Below are 19,728 nucleotides of genomic sequence, written 5' to 3'. Positions count from 1 at the left end.
CCTCTAGATTTCTTTAGCAGAATCAAACCAAAGCAAATCATGAAAACTGATAAAGCAATTTTCACCTTCATTGAACATTAAATTATTACGTAATGCTTTATTAGTTGGGATTTCTGTTCGTAGTGTTACACCATCAATCTCTACCATATAATCCATTACCGCGCCAAGAAAGCTGGCTCTTGATATTTTTCCTAGTAAACCTTCATTGTCTTTGCTGAGTATGATATCGGAAGGTCGACATCCTAATTTCCCTGAGTTAGGTGGCAAGTTTTTCCAGTTTAAAATTTGATTACCTTCTCCAATATAATGATGATTATTTTGGTATCTCACAGGAATGAAATTTGCGAGCCCCATAAATTTAAATACCATCTCATTTTCTGAACGCTCATAAATGTCCCATGGTGTTCCAATTTGTTGGATATCACCATGCTCATTCATAATGGCCAAACGATCTGATATTGCTAGGGCAATTTCTTGGTCATGTGTTACGTACAGAATAGTAATACCGAGTTTTTTCTGTAATTCTTTAATTTCAAAACGCATTTCTTCTCGAAGATTGGCATCCAAATTATTGAGAGGTTCGTCTAAGAGCATTAAAGATGGTTTAGCAACTAATGCCCTTGCGAGAGCAACGCGCTGTTGTTGCCCCCCTGACAATTGAGAAGGTAAACGTTCTTCTAAACCAGTTAAATTAACTAATTCGACCACTTCCATCACTTGTTTATGGAGAGCTTCTTTTTCAATATTCTTTAATTTTAGAGGGTAGGCGATATTGTCAAAGACAGTCATATGTGGCCAAACAGCATAATCTTGGAAGACCACACCTAGACCGCGTTGATCTGGCGGAATATCCGTGTTTGTAGCGGGATCGGCAACAACCACATCATCAATTAAAATACGGCCACTATCTGGCACATCAAATCCTGCAAGCAGGCGTAATAAGACAGTTTTCCCACAGCCGGATGGGCCAAGAAGCGTAAAACATTCTCCATCTTGTACAACTAAGGACAGATTTTTTAACACTTCATTTGAGCCGAATTTTTTGGATACATTTTCAAATGTAATTGTTGCCATAATCACTACTCCTTACTAATTAACGACCTTGAAGAATTTGAGTGAAATGTTTAATTGTTTCTTCTTTTTCTGACATTAATTTTTCATAGTCAATAGGAATCGCTCTTGATACGGCATCTTCTAGAGATGGCATACCAAATTTAGCATCAAGTTCAATACCTTTTCTAACTGGTAATGTGCCTTCATTTGCAATGATTTTTTGCCCATCTTCAGAAAGTAAGAAGTCAATAAATTTTTGTGAAGCAGCAAGGTGTTCAGTGCCTTTTAAGATCGCTGCAGGGCTAGGGATGACGAGTGTTTCTTTTGGATAAACCAATTTTAATTGCGCGCCTTTTTTAATTTTATCGTTGGTAATATAGTCAACAGCGAGAGAGGCTAATAAATCACCAGATGCGGTATCGTCGATAACTTGTCCTGCACCTTTACCTACTTTAGCTTTATTTGCTTTTAATTTTTCAAAGAATTCCCAACCAAATTTATCTTTTAATAAAGATACACTCATATATGACGTACCCGATAATGCAGGGTTTGCAATACCAAATGCACCTTTATATTCAGGTTTTAAGATATCAGCCCATTCAGCAGGTGGGTTATCTTTAACGAAGCGGGTATTGTAGGCGATTGCTAGTGTACCGAGGCGGACTGGGGTAAAAGAACCATCAAAGTTAGGGATAGGGTTAACAATATTGGCAGTTTCAGGAGAAACATAAGCTTCAAGCATGCCGTTTTTTTTCATTTGGAAGAAGTCAGGTACTTCACTTGTCCAAATCACATCGGCCATAATTTTCCCGGATTCTTTTTCTGTTGCAATTTTAGCCATCAATTTTCCGGCGCCGGCAGACTGATAATCCATTTCAACATCTGGATGTTTTTCAGTAAATTTTGCTTTTAATGCACCAATTAATGATTCTTTCATTGATGTGTACACAATTAATTTTTCTTGTGCCGCAGCCATATTACTAAGTGACATACCTAGTCCAATGGCAATCAATGTTAAAGACATTTTTTTATTCATAATGAAACCTCACTGAGATAGGGATAAAATCAGTAAATGAGATCAAACTACGATCGACATTTATACCAAAACATCTAACCTACAAAATACGCTTAAATATTTGAATATAAAAGTCTAAATTTAAATAATTTTTAGATTTGTGACAGAGATCACTTAATAATGTTTAAAGCCATCTTCCCAAATGCAATTCCACAATATCGACTAAATGTCGAAGAAATGTGGTGTCTTGGTCGTTGTGGAAACGGTCTGTGTCTCGAGATTTGAAGAGTAAAAGTGCGGTTGGTTTTTGAGGTGTTCCACCTAAACGGCAAATCGCAACAGAGCCGATAGGGAGCTCTTCAGGAAGGAACATGAGGGCTTTTTCTTTATTGGAGAGATCGCCTAAATAGAATTGGCGTAAGCCCATGCGCTCTAGGCGAATGAGTTCAAAGGCTTTTCGGTCTAACCAATGTTGTTCAGGAATAGAATTATTTTTTTGCCAGTTGTCAGTGAAAAGTAAGATTTTAGCACCTTCTAGTTCATAGCCTTTTGCCCAGTCATCAAGCTTTTCATTGATGGCAATAAAGTCTTCTGTCTGAAATAGTTTTTTCTGCAAAGGCAAAAGAGCAAAGAAGATATCGGCTTCTTGATGAGCAAGCTGATGAAATTTTTCAAGGAGTTGAGTAAGTGTTTTGATTTGTTCTCGTTGCCGAGCAAGCTGTGCTTCGACTAACGAAATCGTCCCTTCTTCATGGCCATGCGGAATACTAATCTGTTGAAGTAGTTCTGGGCGATGGGTAAAAAAATCAGGATGATTTTTTAGGTAGTCAGCAATATCTTGTTCAGTCATCAAAAACTCCTTAAAAAATAACCGCACTTGGTTGTGCCAAAGTGCGGTTTATTTTTATGCTGTTTTAGGCCGCAAATGGATCGCGTAAAATCATTGTTTGAACACGATCAGGACCCGTTGAAAGGATAGCGACAGGTACGCCAGTTACTTCTTCGATACGTTTGATGTAATTACGGCAAGTTTGCGGTAATTTATTTACATCAGTCACACCGAAGGTGTTTTCTTTCCAGCCTGGTAAGGTTTCGTAAATTGGCTCTACGCCTTCCCAATCTTTCGCTGCTAATGGGGCATATTCAACGATTTCGCCATTTGGCATTTTGTAAGCCGTACAGATTTTCACTTCGTCAAAGCCATCTAATACGTCTAATTTAGTCATACAGAAACCAGAAATCGAGTTAAGTTGAATTGCACGGCGAATCGCGACAGCATCAAACCAACCACAACGACGTGGACGACCAGTTACAGCACCAAATTCATTACCTTTACGTGCAATTTCAGCACCAGTTTCATCGAATAATTCTGTGGTGAATGGACCGCCACCAACACGAGTACAGTATGCTTTGATGATACCTAACACATAGTCAAGGTTGCGAGGACCGAAACCAGAACCTGTTGCTACGCCACCTGCTGTGGTGTTAGAACTGGTTACATACGGATAGGTGCCGTGGTCGATATCAAGCATCGTACCTTGTGCACCTTCGAATAGGATGTTGTCACCATTTTTACGTGCGGTATCTAAGATGGTTGTGATATCTGCCACCATACCAGTAATAATATCAGCTACTGCGAACACATCGTCTAATGTTTTTTGATAATCAACAGGTTCTACTTTGTAGTAGTTCACCAATTGGAAATTATAGTATTCAAGGATATTTTTTAATTTTTCAGCAAAGGCTTCGCGATTGAATAAATCGCCCACGCGTAAACCACGACGAGCCACTTTATCTTCATAAGCTGGGCCGATACCACGACCGGTTGTACCAATGGCTTTTTTGCCTAACGCGGCTTCACGAGCGTGATCCATTGCAACGTGATAAGGTAGGATTAATGGACAAGCTTCTGAAATTAATAAACGTTCACGTACTTTTACGCCACGGCTTTCTAATTCGCCCATTTCTTGCATTAATGCAGCAGGAGAGAGTACCACGCCGTTACCGATTAAACAGGTCACGTTATCACGTAAAATACCTGATGGAATTAAGCGTAATACAGTTTTTTCACCATTAATAATTAAAGTGTGACCTGCGTTGTGACCACCTTGGTAACGCACTACATATTTAACGCGATCTGTTAATAAATCAACGATCTTGCCTTTCCCTTCATCGCCCCACTGAGCGCCAAGAACAACAACACTTTTTCCCATAATTTCCGCCTTAAGTTTGCGTAAGTTTATAAATCAGACAAACGATTACTTTACTCTTTTTTGGTCGTAATCTCAAATTTTAAACGTAAAAAAGTGCGGTTATTTTTAACCGCACTTTTCTTAAATTTATTATTCAAACAACGATTTATGTAATGAACGTACTACGTCATCCGCTTTGTCACTATGTGCTAGCATACAAATGTTATTCGTGCTTGCGCCATAGCTAATCATGCGAATGTTATAGCCTTCAAGCGTGTCAAAAATACGTTTTGCCACACCTGAAGCTAGGTGTAAATCATTTCCAATTAATGCGACAAGCGATAAGCCTGTATCAACTTTCACGGTGCAGTATTGGCTTAATTCTTCTAATAATTCAGGAGAAAGTAATTCTACACCAGATGAAGCTGAGCCAGTTTTATCTAACGTTAATGCAATGCTCACTTCAGAAGTGGTAATGGTGTCCACCGAAATTTTATATTTGGCTAAGATATTGAATACATTCGCAAGGAATCCTTGAGCGTGTAGCATGCTTAAGCTTGAAAGCGTCAATAAAGTTTGATCACGACGAACTGCAATAGCACGGAATGTCGGACGTGGTTGAGGATCGCGTGTTACCCAAGTACCGCCTGCATCAGGTGCTTTACTTGAACCTACATAAACAGGAATATTACTGCGTACAGCTGGAAGTAATGTTGCAGGGTGTAATACTTTAGCGCCGAAAGTTGCCATTTCAGCTGCTTCAGCAAAGCTCATGGTATCAATACGTTTTGCTTCAGGGACGACACGAGGGTCAGTAGTGTAAATTCCCGCTACATCCGTCCAAATTAATACATCTTTTGCGTTTAATACTTCCGCTAAAAGTGCAGCAGAGTAGTCACTACCACCACGGCCTAAAGTAGTCGTTTTACCGCCTGGTTCACGACCAATAAAACCTTGGGTGATGACTAATTCACCTCGGTCGATTAATGGTTTTAATAAATTATCGCAATTTGCTTGAGTTTGTGCATCATCTGGTGCCGCTTTACCAAAGTTATCATTGGTTGCGACTAAAGTACGCACATCGACCCAAGTTGCGGTAGTTTGTAATTCTCTTAATACTTCAATGAAAATTTGTGTCGACATCATTTCACCTTGACTGATGATTTCGTCAGTTAAAGCTTTTGACGTCGCAAGGCTTGCTGCTTCAGAAAGTGCAGTAATATTTTCCAAGTATTTTTCGATGACAGGGCGCACACGGCTGTCGTCTTGTAATTCATTTAAAATATTTTCTTGAATTTGACGGGCTTCACCGATTAATTTTGCACGTTCTTCTGCTTCTAAACCATTGGCTAGGGCAACTAATAAGTTAGTAACACCTGCCGATGCAGAAAGCACTACAACTCGAGTATTAGGATCTGCAATGATGATTTTGGCACAAGCTTGCATCGCGGAATAGTTCGCAACGGATGTACCACCAAATTTTGCTACCGATAAATGAGACATAAGATAATCCTCTAAAATGAAAAAAGTAAGATGTTGTGTTTTATGATGGCTATTAGAAATAGCGATTTAAGCAAAAATTGTCAAATAAATATGATAAAAAATCGTATAAAAATCTTTTTATTTAGATGTTTTTTGATTAAACAGGGTAAAAATTAAAGAATAGTTAACTATTCAGCAGGCATTGGTAGCGGTTCTGGTGTACCAAGAAAGTAGGGTTTTACCCCGATAATTAAGTCTAATACGGCTTTCACGCGAGCAAACATTTCGCGGACACGCGTCCCAAAATAAACTTCAGGCTGTTTTGCGGTGAAACAAATGGCATCAATATTGTAATGTTTAGCAATAAGTAGCGCACGTTCACAATGGAATTTTTGACTGATGATCGTAAAGGAAGGAACTTGGAAAACTTTATTGGCTCGCACAACAGAGTCTAAGGTGCGGAATCCTGCAAAATCTTTAAACATGACGCTTTCAGACACACCCATTTTACGTAGGTCCAAAAACATGGTACGAGGCTCGTTATATTGAAGCGTACGGTTATCGCCACTTAGCAGTAAATAATCAACTTTATTTTGATCGATTAAGTATTTTGATGCTTCTAAACGGTAGTCGTAATATTTGTTGGTTTTACCTTTGGCAACATATTTGGATGTGCCCAATACTAATGCATAGTGACGATGTGGGAGTGTTTCAACGTCTTCATAAACGCGATCCTGTACATAGAAACTCACAGCGCGATCAATGGTGAAGCAACCAATCAAGACGAGTAAACCTAACCCCAAAGCGTAGCCGAGGAGTTTTTTCAGCGGAAGGCGAGAGAGCCATGAAAGTGCAGTCATTTTTAACCGCATTTTGGATAGTTGCATATGGCTAACATACTGAAAAAGCAAAATAATTTCAAGTGTAATTTGTTTACTAAATTGATAAGGAAATATTTAGACGTCTAAACGTCTAAAATTTCTTGACAAAAAACATGAGCTGTTGATAATTGGTAAATCATCAACGTAAAAGGTTATCATTTTAATGGCTGTGCAAAATGTCGAGTTGTTTCAAGACAATCCCCTCCAATTAACATTGGGTGGGCAGCTTTCGCCTATTAATGTCGCGTATCAAACTTACGGGACTTTAAATGCAGATAAAAGCAATGCTGTATTGATTTGTCATGCCTTAACAGGAGATGCCGAACCTTATTTTGATGAACCGAATAAAGATGGCTGGTGGCAAAACTTTATGGGCGAAGGTCTAGCCTTTGATACATCTAAGTACTTTTTTATTTGCTCAAATGTATTAGGCGGTTGTAAAGGAACAACGGGACCAAGCTCAATTAATCCCACTACAGGAAAACCTTACGGTAGCCAGTTCCCCAATATTATTGTTCAAGATATTATCAAAGTACAAAAAGCGTTACTTGACTATCTCGGTATAACACATCTAAAAGCGATAGTGGGCGGCTCTTTTGGCGGTATGCAAGCTACACAATGGGCAATTGATTATCCGGATTTTATGGATAATATTGTGAATCTTTGCTCTTCGATTTTCTTCAGTGCGGAAGCTATTGGGTTTAATCATGTGATGCGTCAGGCTGTCATTAATGATCCGAATTTTAATAATGGTGATTATTATGAGGGGACACCGCCTAATCAAGGGCTTTCCATTGCTCGTATGTTGGGAATGTTGACCTATCGGACCGATGTGCAGTTAGCCAAGGCATTTGGGCGAGCGACTAAATCTGAAGGACAATTTTGGGGAGATCACTTTCAAGTGGAATCCTATTTGAGTTATCAAGGTAAAAAATTTTTAGAGCGTTTTGATGCCAACACCTATTTGCATTTATTGCGTGCGCTCGATCTGTATGATCCTAGTGTAGGGTATACAGACGTAAAAGAAGCCTTATCTCGAATTAAAGCCTGTTATACATTAGTTTCAGTGACGACAGATCAACTATTTAAATCCATTGATTTGCATAAAAGTAAACAGCTTTTAGAGCAAGCCGGCATAGATTTAAGATTTTATGAATTCCCATCAGATTATGGTCACGATGCGTTTTTAGTGGACTATACAGCGTTTGAAAATAAAATCCGAAGTGGATTAGAAGGCGAGTTTGAATAAGAACAATAGAAAAGGCGGAAATCTCCGCCTTTTTTGATTGTTATAGATGGGTCACGAAACGTGATAAATCTTTTGGTTTACAGTCTCTTTCTAATTTTTCAGCGGCCGTACCAATTTGTAATAAGGCAACGATCTTATCATTTTTGTCGCAACCAAACGTTTCACGTAATTCATGCCCTTCAACGAGAGGACCAGTTGCCCAAAAACTTTCAAAACCCAGTGCGTTGCCCGCAAGTTGAATCGCATAAGTTGCTGCACCTGCAGTAAGCATTTGTTCCCAACCTGGTACTTTTTTCACTTCATGATTAATTTTAGCAATTACCGCAATGACCATCGGTGCACGGCGTGCAAAATTCTCTGCTTTTTTTAATCGCTCTTCACCTAACTCAAATTCAGCCACTGCCGCTTTGAGCAAGCTTTCCAATTTACTTAAACCTGTGCCTTGAATTACCACGAAATGATAAGGCTCAAGCTTACCATGATCAGGTGCATGTAAAGCGGCTTGAAACATTTGTTCTAATTGTACTTGGCTAGGGGCTGGTGCCGTTAATTTTTTATTGGATTTACGTTGTGTTAAAAGAGTTAATGCATCCATAGTATTTTCCTTCTTCTAATTAAGTGCGGTTGATTATAGCATAGTTTTTCATAGGACTTTATGATAGGCTACGCACAATTTTTATTTCTATTTTAAAGGTTTAATTTCGCATGAATAACATCTTAAGCGTATTGAAATTTTGTTGTAAAGCGCTCAATTTTATCCGAAATCTTGTGATGAATTTTGTGTTTTTATTATTTGTTTTAGCGTTGATTTTTCTTGTCGGCCTTTTGGGGGATGGTAAGAAAAGCCAAGTCTTATCAGGTGATCAAGGTGCATTATATTTAAATTTAACGGGCTATCTTGCGGATAACACGGAAGATATGTTGAGTTGGGAAAAGGAACTCCAACGTTTAAATAATGAAAAAGTCTCTTATAAATATTCAACCTTTGATGTGGTGCAAAGTATTTTATCTGCGAAAGATGATGAACGAATTCGTGGTTTAGTGTTGAATTTAAATGACTTTGAAGGGGGGGATCTTCCATCATTAGAGTATGTAGGAAAGGCCATTCAAAGTTTTAAAGAATCAGAAAAGCCAGTTATTGCTTATGCTGACAATTACACACAATCACAATATTTTCTTGCGAGTTTTGCGGACGAAATTTATCTCAATCCGATTGGACAAGTCGGTATTCAAGGTTTACGTTATGAAAATCTTTACTTCAAATCCATGCTCGAAAAACTTGAAATTACGCCGCATATTTTCCGAGTGGGGACATATAAGTCTGCTGTAGAACCTTTCTTGCGTGATGATATGTCACCAGAAGCACGAGCGAATATGCAGAAATGGCTTGGGGGTATGTGGCAAAACTACATGCAAACGTTAATGGTTAATCGTCATATTACCGCTAATGATGTATTACCGAATGCACAAAAATATATTAGTGATTTAAAAGCCTTAAAGGGTGATGAAACGGCTTATGTGAAAAAACGTCAGTTAGTGACACATTTTGCGACAAGATTGGATTTAGATAAAAAATTGACTGCATTTTTTGGTCAAGATGCAGAGGGAAATACTAAATTATTAGATTTTGAAGATTATTTATCTGATTTAGGTGATCGTTTCTCTGTTGATCCAAATGAAAAAAATATCGTTGCTGTAGTTAATGTCGAAGGGACAATTATTGATGGGGAAAGTGATGAAGAGTCTGCTGGTGGTGATACCATTGCGAGATTATTAAGACAGGCTCACGATAATGAGAAAGTGAAGGCAGTTGTTCTCCGTGTTAATTCTCCGGGCGGTAGCGCTTTTGCATCTGAAATTATTCGCCAGGAAACTGAAAATCTTCAAAAAGCAGGTAAGCCTGTTGTGGTATCTATGGGCGGTATGGCTGCATCTGGTGGTTATTGGATTTCATCTACTGCAGATTATATTGTGGCAGATAAAAATACGATTACGGGTTCTATCGGGATTTTTGCGTTATTCCCAACCTTTGAAAATGCAATCAAAAAAATGGGAATGAGTACTGATAGTGTGGCGACAACAGATCTCGCGGAAACGTCAGCTTTAAGCCCATTGAGTAAAAATACTCAAGATATCTATCAACTTGGTATCGAAAATGGTTATGACCGCTTCTTAGATGTTGTAAGCCGTGGTCGTCAGTTATCAAAAGATAAAGTAGATAAAATTGCTCAAGGCCAAGTTTGGTTAGGGCAAGATGCACATAAAAATGGTTTGGTGGATGAATTAGGTGATATAGATGTAGCCATTGAGAAAGCTGGTGCTCTAGTAAACCAAAATCCGGATAAATATATGGATAGCTTTATTGTGCAATGGTTAGTTGATGAAGATGATAGCTTCTTAGCAAAATTAGATCGCAAGCTTAAGCAAAAAGGGCAAGTATTATTGACAAATTGGTTGGGATTGCCACAGGAAGTGCATCAAATGAAAAAACAACTGAATGTGTTAACCAAATTTAATGATCCAAAAGGGCAGTATTTGTATTGTTTAAATTGTATTACTACGAAGTAATATTATGAAATTAAATTAAGGATAATATTAATATGTTTGATTTTTTAGTGAAATTATTAGAGTTATTTGCGGATAAAGTTCCTGATAATGATTCAAATAAAGTTTTTTTATTATATTTGGAATTGTAATTGCTTTATTTTTGTTACGATATTTCTATAAGTTATGGTTGGGTGTTGATGAGTTTTTTATAAAGAAAGCAGATAGAAAACTGAAAGAGCTTGATGCGGTTGAGCTGATTTTATGTAGGCTAAAACAAAATGATAATAGTATTTTTCGTCATAAGGCATATGAAATTTTGTTTAAAAAATCAGTTTCATATATTGAAATAGAATATTTAGATTTAATAATGAAAAAATACAAAGATAAAAATAAGGCTTTTAGATGCCTTATTTCATCTTATCCTTATATAGATAGAAATGTAAAGGATGAGATAAAAGAGAAAGTTGGTAATAATTGCTTTAATAAATTAAAGCCTAAATGCTACTATAATTCGATGTATTTTATTTTTTCTCTCGTTTCTTTAACCATCTTTTGTTTTTTTCCGCAGTATTTATATCAGGAATTATTCATAAAAGTTTTCTCTTCTAAGGGCTTATGTTTATTAATTTCTTATTCTCTTTCTAGTATTATTGCTATTCCGCTTTTTTGTATAGCCAAAGATATGGTAGATAAGTTATCTGCAATTTCTAATTTAGAATGGCTATCGAATAAGAGTAATAAGATAGAAGATTTAGATAGTTTAAAGTTTAATGATTATAGTGATAATAATGAGTCACCTTGCTACATGAGAAAAGAAGAAATCAATACCTCAAGTTTTATGGATAAGTTTAAGCAATTTTGTAGTAAAGTAATCCATTTTTAAAGACGTTTTTTTGAGATGTCTATGCCTAACTTATTTTAAAGAGAATTAGGAAGTCGTTGTTTGCCAAGCATTTTCATCAAGCAATTGACCAAAATGGCTTTCTACAAGTAGGCGAGTAATATTATTTTGAGGATTAGAAAAGATCTCTCTTGGTGTACCAGATTCGATAATTTCACCATCATCCATCACCAAAACTTGATCTGCAATATGTTTGATAATGCCTAAATGTTGTCCAATATAAATATAGGAAATGCCTAAATGTTCTTGTAAATCTAAAATCAGATTAAGCAATTGAATACGCACAGAGGCATCTAATGTACTCAATGCATCATCAATAATAATGATCTCGGGTTGAAGAATCAGTGCACGAGCCAAGGCGATCCGTTGTTTTTGACTGACAGATAAATGCTTGATTTTAAGATTCGTATAATCAGGATAAAGTCCGACTAATGAAAGCGTTTCAAAGATTTTTTCATTACGCGTTTCTTCATCCCAATCGGTAATTAATCGTAGTGGTGCATCTAAGGCTTGCCCAATGTTTAAGCGAGGGTTAAACGCGGAATTCGCATCTTGGAAAACCATTCGAATATGCTGTGCACGATAGTGAAAATCTTCAAATTGTAATGGTAAACCATTAAATAAGATTTTCCCTGATGTAGGAGGGGTAATTCCCGCAATCATTTTCACTAATGTTGATTTACCCGAACCATTTTTACCAATAATCGCAAGGGTTTCTTTACGGTTAAGTGTAAAGCTGACGTCTTTTACCGCATAAAATTGCTCTGAGCCCAAAAGTTTGGTGGGTTCATCAAAGGTTTTACTGAGATTTTCCACTTGTAATAATGGCATTATTCGTTTCCTTTTGAGTCGGTATTGAGCGTAAGCGGTGAAGTTTCAATTTTATCTTTAAACTGCCGTTCTCGAAGATTAATCGGATGATGGCAGGAAAACTCATGCTGTTTAATACGATATCGGCTTGGCTTTTGAATGCATTCCCGTTGCGCAAAAGGGCATCGAGGTCCTAAACGACAACCAATCGGCATTTGTTCTAAAATCGGCACTGTGCCTTCTAGTGTGCCTAATTTGCTTTTAAAACCTAAGGGGTGACTAAAATCCGGCACAGAGTAAAGTAATGCTTGTGTATAAGGATGATGAGGCATATCCAATATTTGGTCAGTTGGTCCTGATTCCGTATTTTGCCCACAATAAAGGACGGAAATGCTATCACACCATTCACTGATACTTTTAAGATCGTTACTGGCTAATAAAATTGTCGTCCCTTGGTTTTGGTTCATACTTGAAAGCAAGCGGAAAATCTGCAAAGCCGTAATGGATTCCAAAGAATTAGTGGGTTCATCCGCAATTAAGAGACGAGGTTGATTCGCCACCGCTATCGCAATCATCACTTTTTGGCCTTCACCTTCAGTGATCTCAGTAGGATAACTTGCCATAATGTCTTGGTGGTTTTTAATCCCTACACGGTGTAGCAACTCAATTGCACGGCGCTTTTTCCAGCCAAACCATTGCCACCAGCGACCTTTAAAGGTCCAGTTCGGAATACTTTGAATAAGCTGTTTACCAATTTTTCGGCTTGGATCAAGGCAACTTAATGGATTTTGGAAGATCATTGAAATTTCTTTTCCAACGATTTTTCGACGTTGATTCGGTGTCAGTTTAAGCAATTCAATATCGTTAAAACGAAAACGGTCAGCCGTGACAATCCAGTTGTCTTTAATGGAATTACTGATTACTTTAGCGATTAAACTTTTACCGGAACCTGATTCACCGACGAGCCCTAGAATTTCCCCTTCATTAAGCGAAAGATTGACACCGTCCACAATTTTCATGCGACCGTTTGGTGTTTGAATTTCAATATTAAGATTGCGAATATCTAACAGCGCCATGGGTTACTCGTAATATTTATTGATTGCTTGACACAATCCGTTAGTAAAAATAATGCTTAATAAAATGGTGAAAATAATAGCAAAGCCCGGTAATAAAACCGTCCAAGGGGCAAGATAAATCAGCTCTAACGAATCTTTAATCATTGCGCCCCATTCTGGCATTGGACGTTGTGCACCTAGAGAAATAAAGCTGAGAGCCGTAATATCTAAAATAGCGACCACAAATGCTCGAGAAATTTCTTGTGTATAGACGACACTAATATTCGGCAAGATTGTAGTTTTTAATAATTCCCAATTTGAAATACCATCTAATTTAAGTAAGAGAACGTAATCTTTCTTTAGTTCTTGCTGAATTGCTTGATAAATGGCATGTACAAAATACGGCAAAATAGCCAACAGAGTGGCAAACATGGCATTCATTAAGCTCGGTTCCATTAATGTAGAAATGATAATGGCAATCAGCAAAATGGGGATAGATAAAAACGCATCAAAAATATGACCTAAGAAACGGGATTTAATCCCTTCTGACATACCAGCAAGAATACCTAATGCGCCGCCAATAATTGCCACAGCAATGACTACTAAAAGAGAGGAACCGAGGGTATATTGTGTACCCATAATTAATCGACTGAGTACATCACGACCAAGATCATCGGTACCAAAGAAAAAAGCAATACGACCTTTTTCTACCCAAGATGGCGGTATTAATTCTTCTCCCACAAACTCCATGCTTTCGCTATAAGGCATGATGAGCTTAGGAAAAAGTGCGGTCAGAATCAGAAGACAAAATAAATAGAAACAGAATAATGCCACACGATTCTGGCGGAAAAGCAGCCAAATCTGAAAGAAGGAGGTGCTTTCGCGAAATTCATCAGGTTCTCTATCTTGCATACCAGCCCTTCTTATTCAATGGATCTAATACAAACATGAGCAACTTGGTAAAGGTATCAATAATAATGATACAAATACCAATTACTACCACACCAGCAGAAATACTGTTGTAATCTTGTTGGGTTACGGCATCAATGAGCCAACGCCCGATTCCCGGCCAACCTAAAACGTTTTCTACCAACATACATTGTGTTAATACTAAGGTAAATACGCGAGTAAGCTGTGGAATCAATAATGGAAATGTATTACGAAAAACGTAACGTTTTAAAATCGTCCATTTCGACCATCCACGTGTTACAGCGGCTTTGGCATATTCTTGTTGAAGTAAATAATCAGCCCGTTGCTGAATGATTCGGATAAATTCCATTGTCGGCAGAATACAAAGCACTAATGTCGGCAAGGCTAAATGCTGTAAAACATTTTGTACGATTTTGGTTCTGTAAGGAACATCAACAAACCACATATCAATGGTAGGGAAGCCTGTGATAGGTTTGATTTCATACAGTAAATTATACTGCCCGATGGCTGCAATCTCCCAGCTTTGAATCGCTGCAACATAAAGCAAAATTGGTGCAAACCAGAAAATCGGAATAGACAAACCAACATTGGATATACTCTGCAATGTACGTGAAAAAACACGTTGATTATAGACCGCACTTAATACACCGAGAGGAATACCTAAGATACAAGCTAATAAGAGCGCAGTAAAACAGAGTTCTAATGTGGGTGGTAATACCGTAAAAATTAAATCTTTTAAGGATTCTCCGCCGTTATAGGTAATTCCTAAATCGCCCTGTAACAATGATGTAAGGTAATGATAATAAGCACTATAAATGTTATTTGTGACAAGATCGGCGTTGAGAGGATCTCGCATTAAAATCACAAAACTTAATACGGATAAAATCAATAATAAAATGCTTACCCAAATCACATGACGGATCGCTGAAACGAGCATTATTTATTCTCCTTATTTTTCATGAAATACAAGGTAGAAAAATTGATGCTACCAAATGGGGTCATCTCAATTCCTTTAACATTGCCGCGAGCGACCAAAAGTCGTTTGACGTTTGCAATTGGCACAATAGGCAATTCGTTTAAGATGAGGTCTTGTGCATTGTTATATGCTTTAGAGCGCTCATATAAATGATTGGTCGCCAGTGCACGATTCATCATCTTATCAAATTCAGGATTACACCAATTTGATAAATTCGTGATTTCATTTTGCGTATCACAACTTAAAATCGGACGCATAAAACCGTCAGGATCAAGGTTTCCAGCAAGCCAACCCGTTAAGATTAAATCGTAATCTTCTGTGCCTTTGCGTAATTGTTCGATTAAATATGTACGTGTGACTGACCGCACTTTAACATCCACTCCAGCTTTGGCTAAATCCCATTTAATGAGCTCCGCCATTTTAATTGGGGCTGGGTTATACACTTGCTCTTCATTCATCACCCACATATTCAACGTGAGTTTTTTATTGCGTAATGCTTTCTCTGCTTCAGCTGGCTGATAATCATAAGGAAAATCAGGCGTATTAATTGCCGAAGCCCAAGAAATTTCAGGAATAATGTTATTCGCTACAGTTGCTGTGTTGTGGTAAATATTTCGCACAATTCTAAAACGGTTTAAGCTTTGTGAAATGGCTTGGCGAATGGTTTTATCCTGCATTAATGGCTTTTGGAAATTGAAAGCCAAATAGGCCAAGTTCATTCCATCTGTAGATTGCAGATAATAGCGGTCATCCTTTTCGCTTAATAAACCGAGTTGGCTAACTTCAGGATAAGAGGCAATTTGGCATTCATTATTAAAGAATTTTATTAAACGCCCCGTACGATCCGTAGAAAGATCCACGATGATATTTTTAATTTTGGCTTCTTTTTTCCAATAATCCTCATTACGAACCAAGCGAACATATTGGTTATAAACGTAATCTTTCACTTGATAAGGGCCCGTGCCAACAGGATGCGTATCCAATTGGGTGAGATTATCATCGGCACTTAATTGATATGCGTATTCTTGCGAGAAAATAATAGAGTATTGGCTGGCAAGATGGGAAAGAATAGAGGCATCGGGTTCAAACAGGTCAATTTTGACCTGATAAGGATTCGTTGCCGTGATACTTTTAATTTTTTGATTCAGCTTAATACTTTCAAAATACGGAAAGTGTACCTTCTTGGCCTGTTCGTGAAAGATTTTATATTGCGGATTTTTGTAGGTGACTACATCATCTGAGAGTGTTGGCAAGTAAGTATCATGACCTAAAACGCGATTAATCGAAAAGACCACATCTTCTGCATTAAAGTCACGCGTAGGCGTAAACCAAGGGGTATGATGGAATTTCACCCCTTTACGAAGATTAATAAGAATTTGTTTGCCATCAGATGAAATAGAATAAGATTGAGCTAATACAGGAACGAGTGCTGCACTATGATCTTTAATATCAAACAATTTGTTATAAATTTGCTCCGTCACCACATTCATACTGGTGCCGGCGTCTGCAGTTTGCGGGTTAAAGGAAAAACCCGATGCATTTGTGCAGTATGTTAAGCCGTTTTCTGTCAGCATTTTGGGTATGCTTGGCGCGGCTTGTGCCAGATTAATTTGGCTCAACCCACACAATAAAAAACAAAAAGTGACATTTCGACGTAACATAGCTTTATTATTAAAGACCGTTTTGTGATAAATTGAGTGAATTGTAAAATATCTTGGCAAAAATGGCTAGTTATTGGATTTTTAGGATATGTTTAAATCAATTAATCGGGAAATTAATCAAATAATCAATCGTGGATTTGACCGCACTTTACGTTTGGCTGTGACAGGGCTAAGTCGAAGTGGTAAAACAGCCTTTATTACGAGTTTGATTAATCAATTGTTACATATTAATCAAGAGGAAAATGCGCATCTTCCTTTATTTGAGGCTGCTCGAAATCAATCTATTTTAGCAGTGAAACGAGTGCCTCAGCAGGATTTAAGTATTCCACGTTTTGATTATGAAGCGAATCTCAATGATTTAATGAATAATCCACCACAATGGTGCCAATCTACTCGAGGAGTGAGTGAAACACGCCTTGCTATTCGTTTTGAACGCCAATCGGGTTTACTCCGTCATTTCAAAGAACGCGGCACATTATATTTAGATATTTTTGATTACCCTGGTGAATGGCTATTGGATTTACCTTTGCTGAATTTAGATTTTCAACAATGGTCACTTGAACAAGCTAAAATTACATCGGGTGTTCGTCAACAGTTTGCGCAAGAGTGGTTGGATAAACTGAAAAAACTCGACCTAAGTGCGGTCGTCAATGAAGATGTTTTAGCGCAGATTGCAAAATCTTATACTGATTATTTACTTGCCTGCAAAGCAGAAGGAATGCAATTTATTCAACCAGGTAGATTTGTCTTGCCTGGGGAATTAGAAGGCGCACCTGTTTTACAATTTTTCCCGTTATTGCATTTGTCGGAAGAACAATGGTCAAAACTGAAAAGAGAGGCGAAATCCAATAGCTATTTTGCCGTGTTGAATAAGCGATATGATTATTATCGTAATAAGGTGGTGAAAGGCTTTTATGAAAATTATTTTTCTACTTTTGATCGCCAAGTGATTTTAGCCGATTGCTTAACACCACTAAATCATAGCCAACAAGCTTTTATTGATATGCAAACAGGGCTTAATCAGCTTTTCAAAAATTTCCATTATGGGAAGCGCAATTTACTTAATCGTTTGTTTTCCCCGAATATTGATAAGTTAATGTTTGTGGCAACAAAAGCCGATCATATCACAACAGATCAAATTCAAAACTTAATTAGTCTGATGCGCCAATTGGTGCAAGAGGGCGGTCGTCATGTTGAATTTGAAGGGATTGATACAGAATACACGGCAATTGCTGCGATTCGAGCGACAAAACAAGTTTTAGTTAATCAAAACGGTAAACAAATCAAAGCTATTCAAGGAGTGCGTTCTGTAGATAAGCAACTTATTACGCTTTATCCGGGGTCTGTACCAAGTAAACTACCTAGTGCAGAGTTCTGGTCAAAACAATCTTTTGATTTTGATTCCTTTGAACCTCAAGTTTTACAACAAGGTGAAAGCATTCCGCATTTAAGAATGGATGCAGTTTTACAGTTTTTATTGGCGGATGGGTTTGATTGATAGAAAAGTCAAATCAATTTAATTGTCAAATATTTAATATAAACCACTATTTTTTTATTGGTATTTAGGTAGAATTAATTTGAGTCTTTCTAAAGTAAAGGAGCTTATAATGAAAATGAAAACTCTCTTAGCATTAGCAATCAGCGGAATTTGTGCTGCTGGCGTGGCAAATGCACATGACCATATGGCAAAACCAGCAGGTCCTTCAATCGAAGTAAAAGTACAACAATTAGATCCTGCAAATGGTAACAAGGATGTAGGGACTGTAACTATTACTGAATCAAATTATGGTTTAGTGTTTACACCAAATCTACAAGGTTTAGCTGAAGGTTTACATGGTTTCCACATTCATGAAAATCCAAGCTGTGATCCAAAAGAAAAAGACGGTAAATTAACCGCAGGTTTAGCGGCTGGCGGTCACTGGGATCCTAAAGGCGCAAAACAACACGGTTACCCATGGCAAGATGATGCTCACTTAGGTGACTTACCAGCTTTAACTGTATTACATGATGGTACAGCAACTAACCCTGTTTTAGCGCCACGTCTTAAAAAATTAGATGAAGTTCGTGGTCATTCTATTATGATTCACGCAGGTGGCGATAACCACTCAGATCATCCAGCTCCACTTGGCGGTGGCGGCCCACGTATGGCATGTGGCGTAATTAAATAAGTCGATTCTTAAAGACAAAAAAGTGCGGTCAATTTTGACCGCACTTTGTATTTAAACTCAATGCAACATCATATCTAGTCATTAGAGGTGGCTTGGAACATAGCTAAAGTAGTAATATATTTAATAATGAGCCTATGTATCAGGAGGAGTATTGAAAACTAAGCTATTACTTCAATATCTTATATTTTGGGTAATTATATTTATTATTTGTTTTACATTTTCTACGTTAGCGTTTAGTTTATTTGAGCTGCTTATAAAGCTTGATAATTATTCTTTTTCTGATTTTAAGAAAATGGCATCTTTTTGGTTAAATGGCTCTGCTGCAATGGCGACTTTAGTTTTGATAATTGAAGCTAGAAATAAGCGGTGGTAATCTCGTCAATCTTTCAACAAGTACGAGTTTAAAAGTATTGGATAGATTGATATTTGAGTAGAATGTAATTTTAAATGTCCAGATATAAAGTGCGGTCAATTTTAATGAGTTTTAAAACTTCACAAAATTGACCGCACTTTTATTTTTACCGCTTTACTTAACTACTTCCGCCGTATATTCCAATTTATGAATTGCATTAATCAATTGCTCATCAGAAACTTTCGGATCTTCTACAACAGTCACAGTTCTATCTTTAATGGAGGCTTTAGTGGAAATCACGCCATCAATATTACGTAACTCTTTATTCACCAAATAAGCACAAAGTTGGCAATTCATTTCATTTACTTTTAGCACAACTTGCTTTGTTTCTTCTGCCTGTGCAACAGAGAAGGTGAACAATGAGAGCAAAAGTGCGGTCGTTAATTTTTTCATTTT

19 protein-coding genes are annotated in these 19,728 nt (G+C 37.5%); 6 read left to right on the top strand and 13 right to left on the bottom strand.

Annotated elements, in window-relative coordinates:
• Positions 1-3 precede the first annotated feature (3 nt).
• From INP94_RS09665 to INP94_RS09640, 6 genes are all read right to left on the bottom strand, one after another.
• The gene (locus INP94_RS09665) at positions 4-1,074 is read right to left on the bottom strand and encodes an ABC transporter ATP-binding protein (protein WP_197543487.1); all 1,071 of its coding nucleotides are present in this window, start codon (positions 1,072-1,074) and stop codon (positions 4-6) included.
• A 19-nt stretch (positions 1,075-1,093) separates the two neighbouring features.
• Entirely contained in the window at positions 1,094-2,089 is a 996-nt protein-coding gene (locus tag INP94_RS09660) for an ABC transporter substrate-binding protein (RefSeq protein ID WP_178410842.1), read from the bottom strand.
• 163 nt (positions 2,090-2,252) lie between these two features.
• Complete coding sequence (locus tag INP94_RS09655) at positions 2,253-2,918, bottom strand: DUF484 family protein (protein WP_197543486.1); 666 nt, start codon at positions 2,916-2,918, stop codon at positions 2,253-2,255.
• Between the two features lie 64 nt (positions 2,919-2,982).
• Positions 2,983-4,281 carry an adenylosuccinate synthase gene (gene purA / locus INP94_RS09650; protein WP_049372489.1) on the bottom strand — a complete coding sequence of 433 codons (1,299 nt, stop codon included), beginning with the start codon at positions 4,279-4,281 and terminating at the stop codon, positions 2,983-2,985.
• 129 nt (positions 4,282-4,410) lie between these two features.
• On the bottom strand, positions 4,411-5,763 hold the full coding sequence (lysC, locus tag INP94_RS09645; RefSeq protein WP_197543485.1) for a lysine-sensitive aspartokinase 3: 1,353 nt from the start codon (positions 5,761-5,763) through the stop codon (positions 4,411-4,413).
• 167 nt (positions 5,764-5,930) lie between these two features.
• A complete protein-coding gene (locus INP94_RS09640; protein ID WP_197543484.1) occupies positions 5,931-6,629 on the bottom strand; it encodes a SanA/YdcF family protein in 699 nt (232 codons plus the stop codon).
• A gap of 157 nt (positions 6,630-6,786) precedes the next feature.
• Here INP94_RS09640 and metX point away from each other — a divergent pair, with 157 nt between their 5' ends.
• Complete coding sequence (gene metX, locus INP94_RS09635) at positions 6,787-7,872, top strand: homoserine O-acetyltransferase MetX (protein WP_197543483.1); 1,086 nt, start codon at positions 6,787-6,789, stop codon at positions 7,870-7,872.
• A 40-nt stretch (positions 7,873-7,912) separates the two neighbouring features.
• On the opposite strand, the gene INP94_RS09630 is transcribed toward metX, so the two are convergent.
• Entirely contained in the window at positions 7,913-8,467 is a 555-nt protein-coding gene (locus INP94_RS09630) for a nitroreductase family protein (protein WP_197543482.1), read from the bottom strand.
• A 110-nt stretch (positions 8,468-8,577) separates the two neighbouring features.
• Between INP94_RS09630 and sppA the strand changes: the two genes are divergently transcribed.
• Complete coding sequence (gene sppA / locus INP94_RS09625) at positions 8,578-10,440, top strand: signal peptide peptidase SppA (protein WP_232087400.1); 1,863 nt, start codon at positions 8,578-8,580, stop codon at positions 10,438-10,440.
• 166 nt (positions 10,441-10,606) lie between these two features.
• Positions 10,607-11,302: a hypothetical protein gene (locus INP94_RS09620; RefSeq protein ID WP_197543481.1), complete on the top strand. Its 696-nt coding sequence runs from the start codon at positions 10,607-10,609 to the stop codon at positions 11,300-11,302.
• A gap of 45 nt (positions 11,303-11,347) precedes the next feature.
• Here the strand turns inward: INP94_RS09620 and INP94_RS09615 are convergent, their stop codons facing one another.
• Genes INP94_RS09615 through INP94_RS09595 form a run of 5 tightly spaced genes read right to left on the bottom strand, consistent with a single transcriptional unit; the run spans position 11,348 to position 16,752 of the window.
• Positions 11,348-12,151 (bottom strand): peptide ABC transporter ATP-binding protein, encoded by an 804-nt coding sequence (locus tag INP94_RS09615; RefSeq protein WP_197543480.1) that lies wholly within the window; start codon positions 12,149-12,151, stop codon positions 11,348-11,350.
• Positions 12,151-13,206: a peptide ABC transporter ATP-binding protein gene (locus INP94_RS09610; protein WP_178165347.1), complete on the bottom strand. Its 1,056-nt coding sequence runs from the start codon at positions 13,204-13,206 to the stop codon at positions 12,151-12,153. Before INP94_RS09610 ends, INP94_RS09615 begins: the two co-directional genes overlap by 1 nt.
• A gap of 3 nt (positions 13,207-13,209) precedes the next feature.
• Positions 13,210-14,097: an ABC transporter permease subunit gene (locus INP94_RS09605; protein ID WP_197543479.1), complete on the bottom strand. Its 888-nt coding sequence runs from the start codon at positions 14,095-14,097 to the stop codon at positions 13,210-13,212.
• Complete coding sequence (locus tag INP94_RS09600) at positions 14,087-15,052, bottom strand: ABC transporter permease (RefSeq protein ID WP_197543478.1); 966 nt, start codon at positions 15,050-15,052, stop codon at positions 14,087-14,089. The genes INP94_RS09605 and INP94_RS09600 overlap by 11 nt, the downstream gene beginning before the upstream one ends.
• Positions 15,052-16,752 (bottom strand): ABC transporter substrate-binding protein, encoded by a 1,701-nt coding sequence (locus INP94_RS09595; protein WP_197543477.1) that lies wholly within the window; start codon positions 16,750-16,752, stop codon positions 15,052-15,054. Before INP94_RS09595 ends, INP94_RS09600 begins: the two co-directional genes overlap by 1 nt.
• Before the next feature lie 88 nt (positions 16,753-16,840).
• Here INP94_RS09595 and INP94_RS09590 point away from each other — a divergent pair, with 88 nt between their 5' ends.
• The 3 genes from INP94_RS09590 to INP94_RS10850 all read left to right on the top strand — a co-directional run bounded on the left by INP94_RS09590 (position 16,841) and on the right by INP94_RS10850 (position 19,293).
• The gene (locus tag INP94_RS09590) at positions 16,841-18,250 is read left to right on the top strand and encodes a YcjX family GTP-binding protein (RefSeq protein ID WP_197543476.1); all 1,410 of its coding nucleotides are present in this window, start codon (positions 16,841-16,843) and stop codon (positions 18,248-18,250) included.
• Between the two features lie 109 nt (positions 18,251-18,359).
• Positions 18,360-18,920 (top strand): superoxide dismutase family protein, encoded by a 561-nt coding sequence (sodC, locus tag INP94_RS09585; protein ID WP_005695896.1) that lies wholly within the window; start codon positions 18,360-18,362, stop codon positions 18,918-18,920.
• Positions 18,921-19,071: 151 nt separating this feature from the next.
• Positions 19,072-19,293, top strand: coding sequence for a hypothetical protein (locus INP94_RS10850; RefSeq protein WP_193451065.1), 222 nt, complete (start codon positions 19,072-19,074; stop codon positions 19,291-19,293).
• Between the two features lie 153 nt (positions 19,294-19,446).
• Here INP94_RS10850 and INP94_RS09580 read toward each other — a convergent pair whose 3' ends face one another.
• Positions 19,447-19,725: a heavy-metal-associated domain-containing protein gene (locus tag INP94_RS09580; protein WP_049384933.1), complete on the bottom strand. Its 279-nt coding sequence runs from the start codon at positions 19,723-19,725 to the stop codon at positions 19,447-19,449.
• Between the last annotated feature and the right edge of the window lie 3 nt (positions 19,726-19,728).

Origin of the sequence: Haemophilus parainfluenzae, assembly GCF_014931395.1 — a bacterium.
GTDB lineage: Bacteria > Pseudomonadota > Gammaproteobacteria > Enterobacterales > Pasteurellaceae > Haemophilus_D.
This window is presented reverse-complemented; position numbering and strand designations above follow the sequence as displayed.